14 protein-coding genes are annotated in these 15,073 nt (G+C 65.6%); 4 read left to right on the top strand and 10 right to left on the bottom strand.

Annotated features, from left to right (window positions below; all coding sequences use genetic code 11):
• Window positions 1-93: 93 nt before the first annotated feature.
• The 4 genes from Q7514_RS22105 to Q7514_RS22120 all read right to left on the bottom strand — a co-directional run bounded on the left by Q7514_RS22105 (window position 94) and on the right by Q7514_RS22120 (window position 4,069).
• Window positions 94-1,059, bottom strand: coding sequence for a pirin family protein (locus Q7514_RS22105; protein WP_330135400.1), 966 nt, complete (start codon window positions 1,057-1,059; stop codon window positions 94-96).
• Window positions 1,060-1,163: 104 nt separating this feature from the next.
• Window positions 1,164-1,697, bottom strand: coding sequence for a methylated-DNA--[protein]-cysteine S-methyltransferase (locus tag Q7514_RS22110; RefSeq protein ID WP_330135401.1), 534 nt, complete (start codon window positions 1,695-1,697; stop codon window positions 1,164-1,166).
• Window positions 1,698-1,746: 49 nt separating this feature from the next.
• Window positions 1,747-2,745, bottom strand: coding sequence for a 2-dehydropantoate 2-reductase (locus Q7514_RS22115; protein WP_330135402.1), 999 nt, complete (start codon window positions 2,743-2,745; stop codon window positions 1,747-1,749).
• Window positions 2,746-2,761: 16 nt separating this feature from the next.
• Window positions 2,762-4,069, bottom strand: a complete 1,308-nt coding sequence (locus Q7514_RS22120) for a lactate 2-monooxygenase (RefSeq protein WP_330135403.1) — start codon at window positions 4,067-4,069, stop codon at window positions 2,762-2,764.
• 93 nt (window positions 4,070-4,162) lie between these two features.
• On the opposite strand from Q7514_RS22120, the gene Q7514_RS22125 reads away from it, so the two are divergent.
• Both Q7514_RS22125 and Q7514_RS22130 read left to right on the top strand, forming a co-directional pair.
• Entirely contained in the window at window positions 4,163-4,900 is a 738-nt protein-coding gene (locus Q7514_RS22125) for a helix-turn-helix domain-containing protein (RefSeq protein WP_330135404.1), read from the top strand.
• 10 nt (window positions 4,901-4,910) lie between these two features.
• A complete protein-coding gene (locus Q7514_RS22130) occupies window positions 4,911-5,321 on the top strand; it encodes an SRPBCC family protein (protein ID WP_330135405.1) in 411 nt (136 codons plus the stop codon).
• A gap of 15 nt (window positions 5,322-5,336) precedes the next feature.
• On the opposite strand, the gene Q7514_RS22135 is transcribed toward Q7514_RS22130, so the two are convergent.
• The 4 genes from Q7514_RS22135 to Q7514_RS22150 form a co-directional block, all read right to left on the bottom strand.
• Window positions 5,337-6,548, bottom strand: coding sequence for a macrolide family glycosyltransferase (locus Q7514_RS22135; protein ID WP_408016159.1), 1,212 nt, complete (start codon window positions 6,546-6,548; stop codon window positions 5,337-5,339).
• 164 nt (window positions 6,549-6,712) lie between these two features.
• Window positions 6,713-7,393, bottom strand: coding sequence for a lipoyl(octanoyl) transferase LipB (gene lipB, locus Q7514_RS22140; protein WP_330135407.1), 681 nt, complete (start codon window positions 7,391-7,393; stop codon window positions 6,713-6,715).
• A gap of 86 nt (window positions 7,394-7,479) precedes the next feature.
• Window positions 7,480-8,088 (bottom strand): hypothetical protein, encoded by a 609-nt coding sequence (locus Q7514_RS22145; protein WP_330135408.1) that lies wholly within the window; start codon window positions 8,086-8,088, stop codon window positions 7,480-7,482.
• Window positions 8,089-8,118: 30 nt separating this feature from the next.
• The gene (locus Q7514_RS22150) at window positions 8,119-8,814 is read right to left on the bottom strand and encodes a TetR/AcrR family transcriptional regulator (RefSeq protein ID WP_330135409.1); all 696 of its coding nucleotides are present in this window, start codon (window positions 8,812-8,814) and stop codon (window positions 8,119-8,121) included.
• A 250-nt stretch (window positions 8,815-9,064) separates the two neighbouring features.
• Between Q7514_RS22150 and Q7514_RS22155 the strand changes: the two genes are divergently transcribed.
• Both Q7514_RS22155 and Q7514_RS22160 read left to right on the top strand, forming a co-directional pair.
• Window positions 9,065-10,333 (top strand): cytochrome P450, encoded by a 1,269-nt coding sequence (locus tag Q7514_RS22155; RefSeq protein WP_330135410.1) that lies wholly within the window; start codon window positions 9,065-9,067, stop codon window positions 10,331-10,333.
• Between the two features lie 77 nt (window positions 10,334-10,410).
• A complete protein-coding gene (locus Q7514_RS22160) occupies window positions 10,411-10,605 on the top strand; it encodes a ferredoxin (RefSeq protein WP_330135411.1) in 195 nt (64 codons plus the stop codon).
• 38 nt (window positions 10,606-10,643) lie between these two features.
• Here the strand turns inward: Q7514_RS22160 and Q7514_RS22165 are convergent, their stop codons facing one another.
• Both Q7514_RS22165 and dnaB read right to left on the bottom strand, forming a co-directional pair.
• Window positions 10,644-11,255 carry an AAA family ATPase gene (locus Q7514_RS22165; RefSeq protein ID WP_330135412.1) on the bottom strand — a complete coding sequence of 204 codons (612 nt, stop codon included), beginning with the start codon at window positions 11,253-11,255 and terminating at the stop codon, window positions 10,644-10,646.
• Window positions 11,256-11,379: 124 nt separating this feature from the next.
• A complete protein-coding gene (dnaB, locus tag Q7514_RS22170; RefSeq protein WP_408016160.1) occupies window positions 11,380-14,562 on the bottom strand; it encodes a replicative DNA helicase in 3,183 nt (1,060 codons plus the stop codon).
• Window positions 14,563-15,073 lie beyond the last annotated feature (511 nt).

Raw genomic sequence — 15,073 nt, forward strand, 5'->3', positions numbered from 1 at the left:
ACCGTTACCAGGCACCTCGAGGGCCCGGTAACGGTGGCTGTTCATTTCATCGAAGTCGGTGTCGCCGCCGTCCATCCACTGTCTCAGCGGCGTTCAGTCCACTGTTTCACGGGCAGCGGGGATCGAACCGAGACGACCCGCTTGGAAGTCCTCGAATGCCTGGATCACTTCCGCCCTCGTGTTCATGACGAACGGTCCGGCCATCGCGACCGGCTCACGGATCGGCTTGCCGCCCAGAATGAATACCTCGACCGACGCTGTACGCGAGTCCTGAGTATCGGCGGCGGCGATCGTGATGGTCTCACCGCGCCCGAACACTGCCAGCTGACCGTCTCGCACAGGACGCCGCTCACTCCCGACCAGGCCATTGCCGGCCAGAACGTAGGCGAGCGAGTTGAATTCGGGATTCCACGGCAGCGTCACGCTTGCACCTGGCGCGATGGTGACATGCAGCAACGTGATCGGAGTGTAGGTGGATCCCGGACCCTGGTGGCCGTCGAGTTCGCCGGCGATGACGCGGATCAGTGCGCCACCATCCGGAGATGAGAGCAGCGCGACCCTGCTGCCGGCGATGTCCTGATAACGAGGAGCCACCAGCTTGTCGCTCTTCGGCAGGTTCACCCACAGCTGCACGCCATGAAAGAGTCCGCCCGTCACGACGAGTTGCTCCGGCGGGGCTTCGATGTGCAGGACACCGCCGCCCGCAGTCATCCACTGGGTGTCGCCGCCACTGATGACACCACCGCCGCCGTTCGAGTCCTGATGCTCCATCGTCCCGTCGATCATGTAGGTGACGGTCTCGAAGCCGCGGTGCGGATGCCAGGGCGTGCCCTTCGGCTCTCCGGGTGCGTAGTCGACCTCGCCCATCTGATCCATGTGGATGAACGGGTCGAGGCGTTCGAGGCCGACACCCGCGAATGCGCGGCGGACCGGGAAACCTTCGCCTTCGTAACCGGTGGGTGCGGTGGTCACAGACACGACGGGTCGTGCGACAGAACCCGTCGCCGGTGCGGTAACGCGCGGTAGCGCGAGGATGTTGTCGACGCTCACGGCAGGCATTTGCTCTCCTCCGAGTCATATAGTTGATTTGTCAACTATCTCTGCAGTATCTCAACACAGGAACGGGAGCAATATTCCCCGACGGTCCGAAACCGGTCAGGTCGTCAGAACAAAGTGGGGTCGTCGAAGCCCGGGGTACCCTCGGCGGCGAGCAACGCACGTTTGGTGACCGTGCCACCCGAGGCGGAGAAACCACCCAGCGCGCCACGCGCCGCCAGCACACGATGGCACGGGACCAGAATCGGAATCGGGTTTCGCCCGAGAGCCTGCCCCACTGCCTGTGCGCCCCCAGGAGAGCCGAGTGCGGCAGCAACGTCGCCGTAGGTGCGGGTCCGGCCCGGCTCGATCGCACGAGTGACGGCATAGACCCGGCGGTCGAAATCCGGAAGGCCGGTCAGGTCGAGATCGATATCCGTCAGCGGATCGGGCTCACCTTCGATCAGTGCGGTCACGCCGTCGATGACGCGACGAGCGAGTGGGCCGGGCTCGACCGGCGCCGCATCCGGAAACAGACCACGGAGACGAGTGATGGTCGCCGCGTCGGAACTCTCGGGCAGCTGAAATCCGACGACACCGTCCTCGTGCCACACCACCGCACACCGGCCGAGGGCGGTGTCGAACAGCGCGTAGCACGTCACCGTTCCAGTATGGCGGCAGGCACCGACACCATCGCGTACCCGGTAACGCTCAACGTCGGAGGAGCACGTCCAGCAGTTCGGGGCCGGACCAATTCCGGCGGCCACCGCGCTCGGCGTCGCGGATCAGTTCGACGAGCCGATCATTGACGGGTGTCGCGACACCGTACTCACGGCCGAGCCGCACTACTTCGCCATTGATCCAGTCGACCTCGGTGACACGACCGGCCTCGAGGTCCTCCCACATCGACGATCGGGCGAGAGGATCGATCGCGAGCATCGACGACGCGACGTTGCGGAACACGATGTCCGGCACCGTCAGCAGACGCGGGATCCATGCCGGCGGCAGCGGCGTGAGGCGCGCCGCAGTGCGTCCCGCAACCTTCCCGACTGCGAGGGCTTCGCGCTGCGCCGCAGCGATACAACGACGGTAGGAACGCTGCGACAGTTCGGTCTTCAGGGGCAGACCCGACAATGCGTTGATCGGGTTGTTCAGATTCAGGAGAAGCTTCGCCCACAGCACCGCGTCCATGTCGGATCTGACGGTCAGCGGTAGTCCTGCCGCGTCGAAAAGGCTCAGGTAGGGAGCGAGCAGGCCGCTGTCCTCGACCTCGATCCCACCCTCGGATCCCTGATGGAACAGCCCCTCGCCCTGCGCCACCACATTGAACGGCACCATCCCCGTCAATACCGGACGAGTGATCTTCTCGCGCAACACAACCGCGTTGGACAACCCGTTCTGCAGACTGACCACGACCGCGTCGTTGCGCAGCAGCGGAGCCAGGGCCGCGGCCACATCCGGGGTGGCGGACGACTTCACCGTCACCAACACCAACGACGCGTCGACGACCGCATCCGGGTCGGTCCGGTAGTCGACGGCCGCGACCCGCACGTCGGCGCCGTCCAGGTCGGAAAAGCGAAGTCCGTGCTCACGCACCTCGTCGGCGATCCGTTGCCGCCCCACGAACACGACGTCGGCACCCACCGCGGCCAGCCGGCCCCCGACATAGCATCCGATGCTGCCTGCCCCGTACACGGCGATCCTCGGCATCTACGACGATCCCTTCTCAGAACGACGGGTTGGGGCGGACGAAACGCTCGTCGATGTCGGCGATCGACCGCGCACCGGTCAGAGCCATCGTGAGATCGAACTCGGCGATCACGTTGCGGATCACCTCCTCGACCCCGCGTTGCCCCGCGACCGCGAGCCCGTACATGTAGGGGCGGCCGAGCAGCACCGCGTCGGCGCCGAGCGCGAGTGCAACGAACACGTCGGCGCCACTGCGGATTCCGCTGTCCAGAAGCAATGTCGGCTCACGGCCGACCGCGGCCCGGATCTCGAGGAGCGCATCCAGAGAGGCGATCGAACCGTCGATCTGACGTCCGCCGTGGTTCGACACCACGACCGCGTCGACACCCAGGTCGACGGCCCGGCGCGCATCGTCCGGATGCAGAATCCCCTTGAGCACGATCGGCAGTCTCGTCCGGTCGCGGAGCGTCGCCAGATGCTCCCAGCTCAACCCCGGATTGGAGTAGATGTCGAGGAACGTCTCCGCCGCAGCACGCGGCACGGGAGAGCGGAGGTTGTCCAGGAACTTGCCCGGATGGTTGCGGGTCATCGACATCAGCGTGCGGATCGCACCGAGAGTGATGTCGGGTCGTTCTGTCACCATTCCGCGTACCGCGTCGATCCGCTGCCGCACGATGTCGTGGAAACGCGGATCCGACGTGTACTGGGCGATGCCCTCGCCGCGCGCGAACGGCAACGACCCCAGGTTCAGGTCCTTCGGGCGCCACCCCAGCATCGTCGTGTCGAGGGTGACGACAACGGCTTCGGCACCGATTGCCTCGGCGCGATGCAGCAGGCTGTCGACGAGTTCTTCGTCGGAACTCCAGTACAGCTGAAACCAGCGGGAAGCCGAGCCCATCGCAGCGGCGCAGTCCTCCATCGGGTTGCAGCCCTGGTTGGAGAAGATGTACGGCACGCCCGTCGCCGCGGCGCCGCGCGCGATCGCCAGATCGCTGTCAGTAGCCATCAACGCGCCCGCACCCACCGGAGCCAACAGCAATGGCGACGGCAGCGATGTATTCACCACGGTCGTGCTCAGGTCGCGTTCGGTGACGCCGTGCGCCATGCGCGGAACAATCGCCCACCTGTCGAACGCGCGACGGTTGTTACGCATCGTCCGACCCTCACCTGCACCACCCGCGACATACGCCCAGGCACGCTTCGAACTGGCGCGCCGCGCCGCGCGCTCGAGATCGCCGAATGCCGTGGGCACCGCGGGCCTGCGGCCGAGTGCACCGTCGCGGTAGACGGTGCCCTGACGGTCACGGCCGGGTCCGGCGGCCGCGGGAGCAGCGGCTTCTGTCACGAGTTCCCCTCTCGAGCATGGTGGTGCACCGATCCTTCCCCACAACGGGCGATCAGGGAACCGGGATCCTCCGCATGTGGTGGACTCGAGTGCATGTACCGCGAGTACCCGTCGACCTCCGATGTGGTGGCATGCACGTGGGAACGCCGGAGTAACGCGCCCGCTGTGCAACTGATCGTTCCGGACGGCTGCCTCGACCTGGTGTGGTTCGGCGACGGCCGCATGGAACTCGTGGGTCCGGACACCTCGCCCCGCAACGTCCGCACCGGCCATGCCGACGAGATCGTCGGGATCCGCTTCGCTCCCGGGGCGGCGCGGACTGTCGTCGGGTTGCCGATTTCCGAGCTCCGCGACGTGCAAGTGTCGATCGCGAGTCTCGGCCACCGCTGGGCGCCGTGCGGCGAGCTCGTCGAGCATCTCGGGCGGTCGCCCTCGACGGTACGGCGAACTGCGCTCGAAGCAATGGCGGGACAGATGGTCCGCTCTCACCCGGATGCGCTGGTCCGCGCGGCCGTACAGCAGCTGACGAGCCGGCCACGCCAACGTGTCGGAGACCTTGCCGAGACACTGGGAATCAGCGCCCGGCACCTGCAACGCCGCTTCGTCCACGAGGTCGGATACGGCCCGAAGACCTTCTCCCGGGTTGTCCGCCTCCACCGATTCCTCGACCTCCACCGATTCCTCGACACCGTGAACGAACAATCCGACCTCTCATTCGCCGCAGTGAGGGCCGGATACTCGAGTCAATCGCACCTGAACGACGAATTCCGAGCCCTCACATCCCTGACTCCTGTCCGATTCTTGGAAGACAACCGTCGTTCTGCGCAATAGCGTTTCGTTCATGAGCAACGATCCGAAGACCCTCCGCAGCCGTCACGTCAGTCAGGTCATCGCATGTCCGCCCGCACAGGTATACGAGTTCGCTGCGAATCCCGACAACCTGCCCAGGTGGGCGTCCGGCTTGGCGCAGTGTCATGTCGAGCGCGACGGTGACACCCTCGTGGTGGACTCTCCCATGGGTCGTGTCACAGTGCGGTTCACACCGCACAACGACCTGGGCGTACTGGACCATGACGTCACATTGTCGTCGGGTACGACGGTGAACAACCCGGTGCGCGTACTCGCACACCCGAACGGCTCCGAGATTCTCTTCACCGTTCGCCAGATCGACCTGTCGGACGAAGAGTTCGACAGGGACACCGCGACGGTCGCAGAGGATCTCGAACGCCTCCGCGACCTCCTGGAGCGGTAGGAGCACCACGCCTGTTCAGGACAACATGGCCTCGATGAGGTCGGCGGCACGCGAGGTGCCTGCTTCTGCCAGCGCGTCGGCACGCAGCTGTGCCGAACGTGTGCGCACCTCCGGATCATCGACCAGATCGACCAACGCGGCCCGCAGGTTCTCCGGCGTAGCGTCCTCCGTGTCGATGCGGCGGGCAACACCCAGCTCGACGAGCTTGTCGGCGTTCATGAACTGCTCGGCGGCCTGCGGCACCGCGATCATCGGCACGCCCGCCAGCAACCCTTCGCCGCAGCCGCCCATGCCGGCGTGGGTGACGAAGGCGTCCGCCTGCTCGAGAATGGCCCGCTGCGGGATCCAGGAGTGCACCTCGACGTTGGGTGGGATATCGCCGAGTTCCTTCGGGTCGGTGTACTTGCCGATCTGGAGTACGACGTGCCAGCCGGGCAGGTTGCCGTAGGCCGCCAGGCACCGCCGGTAGAACTCCGGCTGCCGGGTGTATGCCGAGCCGAGCGAGATCAGCAGCACGTTCTCCGCGTCGACCGGACGAGTCCAGGCGTCGGGCTCGGCGCGCAGGTCGAAGCAGGGGCCCACGAAGGTCACCGTGTCGGTGTCGACCCGGTCGGCGTGCGGCTGCATCGCCCGCGTGATCAACGCCAGAGCATGGGCGGGACGGTTGGGGAAGACATCCACGTCGGTAGTGGTTGCCCCGCACTCCGCGAGCCATCGCGAAAACTTCGTCCTGTATGCGTCGGCACCCGGGAGTTCCCACAACTGCGCCGCGACCTCCTGGTCGTAGCCCTCCCAGGAGACGAACGTCGGCGACAGCTGCATGAGGGGTCTGCCCTGCGATTCGGCGAGGGCACGCGCAGCGTAGGCGCCGATGTCGTACAGGTACAGGTCCGCCGGATCGTCGTCGTAGGCAGCATGCAATTGGGGGAGTGTCCGGATCGCATCGTCGAGGAACAGGGTCATCGCTGCGATGGGATCGTCGGGCCAATCATTCTCGGCCACCGGCAATTCGGAGGAGACGGGGACGAGTTCTGCGCCGGCGCCGTCGATCAGCTCGGCCACTGCCGGGTCGTTGGCGTATGTCACCCGGTGGCCACGGGCAACCAATTCGCGGATGATCTCGAGACTCGGCAGGACGTGGCTGACGGCGGGGACACCGACCATCGCAATGTGGGCGCGACGAAGGGGCATGGACGCGACTGTAACCCGCGCTCCGGGCACACGCATCCGAATAAATCACCGAGTTCGGGCCGGTCGATCGGCCGCCGACCGCACTGGCTCGGACGGCGTTGCGCGGCATCGATGCGTGGATGCTCGAACGGCTCGGAGTCAGCGACGCGGAGCCGAATCCCTCGTAACCACTTGGCGCAGAGTCCGGTAGCCCGCCGCTGTCAGGACCTCTCTGAGGACGCAGCCTGGAACGCCGTCGCCAACGCGGCACGCGCCTTCTCGAGCCCCGGGGAGACGAGCCCGATCGCGGCCAATTCGGTTTCGACGTTGGTCATCTCGACATCCGGAAGCCCGCATGCGACAGCTTGATGCCACGGCTGCATGTCGCCCTCGACGTTGAGCGCGAATCCATGGGTGGTGATACCGCGCCCGGATCGCATCCCGATGGACACGATCTTCCGGCCGGTTTTCTTCGTCCACACTCCCGTGAGCAGGTCGGCGCCCCGCGGGGTGTCGCGCCGCTCGGCGGGAACTCCCAACGCGTCGAGCGCGTCGACGAGGCGGTGCTCGACCTCGCGGACGTAGTCCACGACGCCCTCACCTGCACGAAGCTCGACAACGAGATAACCCACGATCTGGCCCGGCCCGTGATAGGTCAACTGACCACCACGACGTGTTTCCTTCACCGGGATGCCGACATCCAGCGGGAGATGTTCGGGCTTCGTCCGGGCGCCGACCGTGAAGATCGACGGGTGGCTGAGCAGCCAGAGTGTGTCGGGTCGCTGCGACTCGCGGCGCTCCTCGTACATCTCCTGCATTCGCGCCATCGCCGCGTCGTAGTCGACCGGGTCCTCGTCGACCACGAGACGAAGCGGACGATCGACCAACCCGTGCGTGCTCACATCGATTCACTCTAGCGACCGGATCGTGCACCTGAACATTGCCGTCCACGTTCGCCCCGCTCCTCGAGGAGGCGGCAGTGAGAAGCTCAGAGGCGGAACAGGTCGAAGTCCTTGTCGCGCTTGCGGGGCGACCACGCCAGCACGTAGTCGTTGTCGTCGCCCGGTTCGCGCGTCGCGATGACATGGTAGGGCGTGAGAGAGAAGGCCCGTGCGAAGCTTCGCACCACCTTCACTCCGAGACCGGTGTCCACCACCTTGCAGAAGAGGTTCATGACGGTTCCGTGGAGGTCGTATCCGGCAGGGGGTTTCCCGCCGAGGTCGTTGCCGTCGTAGTGCCCAACCCCCCGCCATCCGAGGTGCTCGTCGAGAGCATCCTGCCCCTGCTCGAAGAGTCGCTGGTCGTCGGGGTGCGAGAGATCGGCAGTGAACGTCCAGCATTGGAGGACCACCCAGCCGTGGTCGTCGTCGGGGACGGGGAAGTAACCGTCTGCTGCGCTCTCCTCGGTGAAATCGTGGAGGAACTCGGTTGCTGTGGGTTTGTCCGGCCATGTCCGACTACGTGTCGAGTGGAAACGTGTCCTTCCCTTGGTGCCCACGGCACCCATGTGGGTCCGCACTCCACTTTTCTCGCTCCACGCCTCGCGGTAGTGCAATACACCGTCGTCGTCGCGGCGATAGGTCTTGATCATGGCCATGGCATCGAGTATCGCTGACACCGGCGGCCCTCAGCCGGTACCGCGCTGTTCGAGTCGCCTGTCCAGCCCGTCGACAATCAGATCCAGCTCGAACTCGAACTGCTCGACTGCTCGGGACTGCGCTTCACGGCTCAATGCGAACCCGTGCAGCAGCGGAAGGTCTTCCGGCGATCCGGCTTCCACCGTTCGCACGACATCGTCCACCTGCGGATCGGCGGCTCCCGACGCCGCGGCAATGTCCTCGCGCGCCGCCGCGTGCGCGATCACGGCGAGGAGCGTGATCACGCGCCCCGCCTCCTCGGCGTCGAACCCTGCGCGCACCAGGCGTTCCATGATCCGCTCCACTGTGGTGAGAGCGCCGAGATCGGTCATTCCGTCGAATCGGATGTAGACAATGAGGACGCCTGCCGCCGTCAGCGCCTCTTTCATCGCCCGAGCGCAGGACCGGAGCACCTGGCGCCAGTCCTGGCTTTCCGGTGTGTCGACGCCGCGGATCGCGGATTCGAAGACATCCAGCGCCACCAGCTCGAGCAGGCCCTGCCGGTCGCTGACGTAGTAGTTGAGGGCCTTCCGGTCGACACCCAGTTCGTCTGCCACGGCCTGCATCGTGAGCGTGTCGGGGCGCAGCGATCGTGCCGCGGCGACGATCCGATCGCGGCTGATCTTGCTGGGTCGGCCGCGGCGGCGACGCGTACCCGCGTTGCGGACCATCTCCTCGCTGCTCACGCGGCAAGCCTACGATCTCCGGCCCCTCCGCAGGATTCCCCTCCTCCTGTGACGCCGTTTCAGCTCTCTGACCTGTATGTCCGTTGTTGCAATGAACGCGGGTAAAGATTCTTCCCATGCGGGAATTAATACCGTATTCTCTCAATCGGATATCCGGTTCCGCACGGCACAGCCCAGCCGTTCGCCCCAGGCCGTGCTTGAAGATCCCGTGTGCGACGACGCCGTTGCGCACCCCGAAGAGGAGGCAGACTTGACCGGTTTCGACGAGATCGATTTCTTCACCGATGCATCCCTGGTGGAAGATCCCTACCCGTACTTCGAGCATCTGCGTTCGAAGTGCCCCGTGACCCACATGCCGCACCACGGGGTGGTGGCCGTGACAGGCTACGACGAGGCCCTCGAGGTGTACCGCAACCACGAGGTATACTCCTCGGCCAACGCCTTCCTCGGGCCGTTCCCGCCACTGCCGTTCACCCCCGAGGGCGATGACATCACCGCTCAACTCGCCGCGCACCGCGACCAACTGCCGTTGAACGAGCACATGGTCACGATGGATCCGCCTGAACACACGGCCCAGCGCGCCCTCCTCAAGCGACTCCTGACGCCGAAGCGGCTCAAGGAGAACGAAGAGTTCATGTGGCGACTCGCCGACAAGCAGATCGACACGTTCTTCGGCAGTGGCCGGATGGAGCTGCTCAACGACTACGCGAAACCGTTCGCGTTGATCGTGGTCGCCGACCTGCTCGGCGTTCCGGAAGAAGACCATGACCAGTTCCGCGACAAGCTGCTCACCGCGACCGCCCGCACCCTCGACGAGAACGAAGAGCTCCAGGTCAATCCGCTCGAGTGGCTCGACGCCCAGTTCAGCGGCTACATCGAGGACCGTCGCAAGAACCCCCGCGCCGACGTCCTGACCGACCTCGCGACCGCCACCTTCCCCGACGGAACCCTGCCCGAGGTCATCGATGTGGTGCGTTTGGCGACGTTCCTGTTCGCCGCGGGCCAGGAAACCACTGCCCGACTGCTGAGTTCGTCGATCCAGGTCCTCGCCGAGCGACCCGACATCCAGAAGCAACTGCGCGACGACCGCGAACTCATCCCCGCGTTCATCGAGGAAACCCTCCGCGTGGAGAGCCCCGTGAAGACGGACTTCCGCCTGGTACTGAAGAACACCACACTGCGGGGCATCGATCTCCCCGCGGGCACTCCGGTCGCCATTCTTCCCGGCGCCATCAACCGCGATCCGGACCGCTTCGAATGCCCGGCAGAATTCCGCGTCGACCGCGAAAACCTGCGTGAGCATATTGCTTTCGGACGCGGCGTACACTCCTGCCCGGGCGGTCCGCTGGCACGTGTCGAAGCGAAGGTCAGCATCGAGCGGTTCCTCGACCGCATGGACGATATCCAGCTCGACGACGCGGAGCACGGACCCGAGTCGGACAGGAAGTTCACCTGGGAGCCCACCTATCTCCTGCGCGGGTTGAACAACCTGCACCTGAAGTACGACCCGATCGGCTGATCACGGAAACGTAGGAATACCCGGCGCAGCAGCCCTCGGGGCTGCGCCGGGCTCGACACCAGCCCCTGGGAGGGCAGATGAAGGTCACACTGGATACGGATCTCTGTGAAGCACACGGCCTGTGCGAAGCGAGTGCCCCGGAGTTGTTTCGACTCGGCGACGAGGACATCGTGACGATCCTCGATGACAACCCCGCACCAGAACTTCAGGACGCTGCGCGCAGGGCGGCGGGGAGTTGCCCACGGATCGCCATCCAGATCACGGAGGACTGAGGCCGAATCCCTGTCGACCTCGGTGCCTCGCGCGGTGCTCACATCCTGATGTGGCGGACCCCGACTGCCGCTCGCCGCAACTGATAGCGGACGGGTGGCAGTCGGTCGTGGGTGAGATCCAGGCCCGCGCGCGTCGCGATGTCTTCGACGACCTCGTCGATCGCGCGGCCGTCGGTGTCGACCTGTTCAGCGAATTGTTCCGTGGCAAGCGCAGTGACGCAACGCGGGATCTGCTGCATCGCCCAGGTCTCCTCCCGTCCGACGGCACGACCCAGCCAGTAACCGGTGCGGGCCTGTAGTCGGCGGCGGAGGGTCTCGGGTGATGCGACGAGGGAGAAATGCCGGACGTCGACCCTCTCGGCAGCCAGGCCCGCCATGATCTCGTCGAAATAGTCCGGTTCGACCAACGTCATGGGCACGATGACCGGACCGTCGTGGGCAGCGACCGCGTCGGCGAGCGTTGCGATGACAGCCGATCGCCACTGGGGGCGGTCCTGGAAATCGCCGCGCGCAGACGCGGGAAGCATTTTGTGGACCGCGAATCCGATGAGTTCGGGATCAGCGATGTGCGAATTCGGGGCGCGTCGATTCAGTTCGAACGCGGTCTGCGTCTTTCCTGCACCGAACGCCCCGTTGATCCAGATGAGCATTTCGCCGAGCATAGCGGTGCGCTGGCCGCGCCGTTGCTTCTGGAGTCACGTGTGAACTTTCCTCCGGTACCACGGGTTCCCGTTGCCTCACGACCCACGGAAACCCGCACAAGCGGAGGAAGGCTCAGCCGCGCGCCATGTCCACGAAACGCGACAGATGCAGCTGGTGCGCGACCGTGATGGTCGCGGTGGGTCCGTTACGGTGCTTACCCACGATCAAGTCGGCCTCGCCGCCACGCGGGTCGTCGCGTTCGAAGGCGTCGGGACGGTGCAGCAGGATCACCATGTCGGCGTCCTGCTCGAGGCTGTTGTGCACCGAGACGCCGTCGGCCACGAAATTGTGTGTGCCCGGGACGGTTCCGTCGAATACGTCCTGTTCACCGAGGCTCGTGATGGAGACGATCTCGTCCCAGTACACGTTGTTCGTGGCAACCATGTCGATGTCGGCCTCGTCGAGCACACCGGCCACCTCGGCCAGGTTGGAACGGGAAGCCGATGCACCGACGAGCTCGCTCGGCGTGAATCGCTCGACCGCAAGGAGCCTTCCGAGCGACGCCTCGAGTTCGGGCGTGACACCGTCGGCGCTGCGCCGCGTCAGCGTGGGCCCGAGCTGCGTCAGCACCCACTGCGCTGCCGTGCCGTGGGCACCGACGTCGTGCAGGAACACCGCCTGTCCGTCCGGGTCGGTCACGCGCAGGTCGTAGCCCGACGCGGTTTCGGTGATCTGCGAGAACACACCGATCCGCAGCAACAGGACGGCCAGATCGTCGACGAACTGCCGGTCGGCCGTCGAGTACCGGATCATCGCCTGCTGCACGTCCATGTCCCAGGCGAGGAGGCCGCTGTCCTCCCACACGTGGCAGAGCAGCGCCGCGACCTGATCCTTCGGCAACGCGAACGCACGCGACGGCACCGCGGCATCGGCGACGGCCTGGAGGGCGAATTCGACGATCTCGTCCTCGGTGGAGGTGACCACGTCGATCGGTGAGGGAAGAGCACGCGGCACCGCGACACGCGCGCCGACCATCAACTCGCCGAGTGGCATCCAGCCGTCCACAGTGAGGAACGGATGGTTCGCCGTCGCTTCCACCCGACGTCCGGACGCGAGCCGCAGCCGGAACACTTCCTTGCGGCCGCTCGGGAAGACCTTCGTCATCGGCCGCGCGACCATGCGCATCCGCTCGTCCAGCGACCACACGAGCGGCTGCTCACCACTCTCGAGAAGCTCCCCGAGAGTGATCTCCGCGCCGGTATCCGCGCGCAGAATCCGGGTGGACGCAGGCAAGCACCCCGACTCACGGAGGTCGGACACCTGCGGCTTCTTGTCGGTTCGCTGCTCGGGACCACGGTTGAGCTGACAGACCGCGATGACGGGAACTTCGAGTTCCTTCGCGAGGAGCTTGAGGCTTCGCGAGAATTCGGAGACCTCCTGCTGACGCGACTCGACTTTCTTGCCGGATGTCATGAGCTGCAGGTAGTCGATGACGATGAGACGGATGTCGTGCTTCTGCTTGAGCCGCCGCGCTTTTGCGCGGATCTCCATCATGGTCAGGTTCGGTGAGTCGTCGATGTACAGCGGTGCTTCGCTGATCTCGCTCATGCGACGCGCGAGTCGGGTCCAGTCGTCGTCGGTCATGCGACCGGACCGCATGTCGCCGAGCTTGATTTTCGCTTCCGCGGAGAGCAGTCGCATGACGATCTCGGTGCGTCCCATTTCCAGGGAGAAGATGACAGAGCCCATGCCGTGCTTGATCGAGCACGACCGCATGAAGTCCATGCTGAGCGTCGAGTTGTGGGTGGGCACCATCGCGCGACCCGCAAGGTACATGTGATCGCCGTCGACCTCGACGCAGCGCACCGGCACCGACTTCACCGGCTGCACCGCGACGATGTGCCGCTCGGCCGGCACCGGGACCCGGCACTCCTTGTGCAGTAGAGCCTTGCTGGGAAGGACGAAGACGTCGTCGTCGGTCTCGAACGCCACCTCGCCCCCGTCGACGGTGAAGGTGTGGCCCAGGCCGGCGATCAGTTCGGCGACATCCTCGACGAGACGTGCACAGTCCGAGGCGAATCGGATGGTGCCGTCGCCGTCGATGGTGCCCCCGGCGTCGAGAAGCCCGGCCAGCAGATCGCGGCGCTGTTCCTGCGACGCCCGCAGATACGCAGAGGGGATGTGCGCACCGAGCGCCATCAGCGCCTCCGTGCACCCGCCTTCGCCTTCGACGCGCATGTGGACGTGCGGATCGGACGACGGACCGCCGAGCCATGCACCGAGCGTGAACGGTGGAACGGGCAGGTCGGCAGCGGGCATCCGGAGGGGAGCAGCGTTGAGGACGGCGTGATCGTCGTCGAGAGTGGCAGCGAGCTCGACGGTGGTACGGACAGCTCCGTCGGAGGTGCGCCACTGGTGTTGGGCATCGGCGACGAGCACCGTGCCGTCGGAGAACACGACATCGAAGCACGGGCGACCGTGCATGACCTCGGTGGCTGCGACGACGCGGGTCGGCGCGCCGTCGGCGTCGAGCAGTACGTCGCCGACCGACACCTCACCCATGGTGGTCCACCCGCTGGGCGTGGGCAGGGGAGTATCGAGGGCGAGTGCCTTACCGACACCGGGGCGTGCAGCGATGATGATCATCTGCCCGGCGTGCAGGCCGTTGGTGAGTTCGTCGAGCTCGGCGAACCCGGTGGGCACCCCGACCGAGATGCCTCCGCGGCTGGCGATGGAGTCGATCTCGTCCATCGTGGGCTGCAGCAGTTCTTCGAGGGGAACGAAATCCTCGCTGGTGCGGCGTTCGGAGACATCGAAGATCTCGGCCTGGGCGCGGTCGACGACCTCGGCGACATCCTGCCCCTCGGAGCCCGCATACCCGTACTGGACGATGCGAGTGCCCGCCTCGACGAGACGGCGCAGGATGGCCTTCTCGGAGACGATCTCGGCGTAGTAGCCGGCGTTCGCGGCGGTGGGGACAGTCTGGGTGAGCGTGACGAGGTAGGCGGGGCCACCGATGCGCTTGAGTTCGCCCTTGCGATCGAGTTCGGCCGACACCGTGACGGGGTCGGCGGGCTCACCCCGGCTGTAGAGGTCGAGGATGGAGTCGTAGACGAACTGGTGCGCGGGCTTGTAGAAGTCGCCCGGGTGGAGCACCTCGAGGACGTCGGCGATGGCGTCCTTGCTCAGCAGCATCCCGCCGAGCACGGACTGCTCCGCGACATAGTCGTGGGGAGGCTGACGCCCGAAATCGGTTTCCGGCTCGTCGGGCGGTCCGGAGTACTCGGAATGGCCTCGATCGTCCACAACTGCCAACGCGATACCGCCCTTCCGAATCCCGAACCACGCACGGTCATGCCCGGCCGACGGACTTTCCGCAGTCGGCTCCGGCCCCTAGGCCCGGACCCACAACCCACGTTCTACCCGTCCCCACCGACACATGCCGACGCGTACCGACACATACAGGGGAGTCGTGTGCACGACGTTAGGTACCGAAATGCCGCTCACCAAATCGGGTTGTGCACACATCTGTGGATGAACTGTGGAAACGCGTGGACTACGTTGTGCACCCTCTGTGGATAACCTGGGGAGAACGTATGTCACATCGCACATTTACCCAGTTCAGAGCGCAAAAATCGCTCTTCACAACTGTGGAGCAAAAGAATTTCGGCGTGTCGTGGCCATATCGACGGCCGGGCGTGTCCGTCGTTTCGTTCCAGAAACGATATGTTGTGGATCACATACGAGATGAATTCCACACGCTTCATCCACACGTTGTGCACAGACGGCGAGGAGCCCCGCGCGATGTGCGCGGGGCTCCTCGAAA

Origin of the sequence: Rhodococcus artemisiae (assembly GCF_036327795.1) — a bacterium.
Lineage (GTDB): Bacteria > Actinomycetota > Actinomycetes > Mycobacteriales > Mycobacteriaceae > Rhodococcus > Rhodococcus artemisiae.

What these genes read in the sequence shown, in the direction of transcription:
- Q7514_RS22135 (WP_408016159.1), bottom strand. Translation starts at nt 6,548, where the DNA reads ATGCGTGTGCCCGGAGCGCGGGTTACAGTCGCGTCCATGCCCCTTCGT.
- Q7514_RS22115 (WP_330135402.1), bottom strand. Translation starts at nt 2,745, where the DNA reads ATGCCGAGGATCGCCGTGTACGGGGCAGGCAGCATCGGATGCTATGTC.
- Q7514_RS22130 (WP_330135405.1), top strand. Translation starts at nt 4,911, where the DNA reads ATGAGCAACGATCCGAAGACCCTCCGCAGCCGTCACGTCAGTCAGGTC.
- Q7514_RS22165 (WP_330135412.1), bottom strand. Translation starts at nt 11,255, where the DNA reads ATGCTCATCTGGATCAACGGGGCGTTCGGTGCAGGAAAGACGCAGACC.
- Q7514_RS22125 (WP_330135404.1), top strand. Translation starts at nt 4,163, where the DNA reads ATGTACCGCGAGTACCCGTCGACCTCCGATGTGGTGGCATGCACGTGG.
- Q7514_RS22160 (WP_330135411.1), top strand. Translation starts at nt 10,411, where the DNA reads ATGAAGGTCACACTGGATACGGATCTCTGTGAAGCACACGGCCTGTGC.
- Q7514_RS22105 (WP_330135400.1), bottom strand. Translation starts at nt 1,059, where the DNA reads ATGCCTGCCGTGAGCGTCGACAACATCCTCGCGCTACCGCGCGTTACC.
- Q7514_RS22145 (WP_330135408.1), bottom strand. Translation starts at nt 8,088, where the DNA reads ATGGCCATGATCAAGACCTATCGCCGCGACGACGACGGTGTATTGCAC.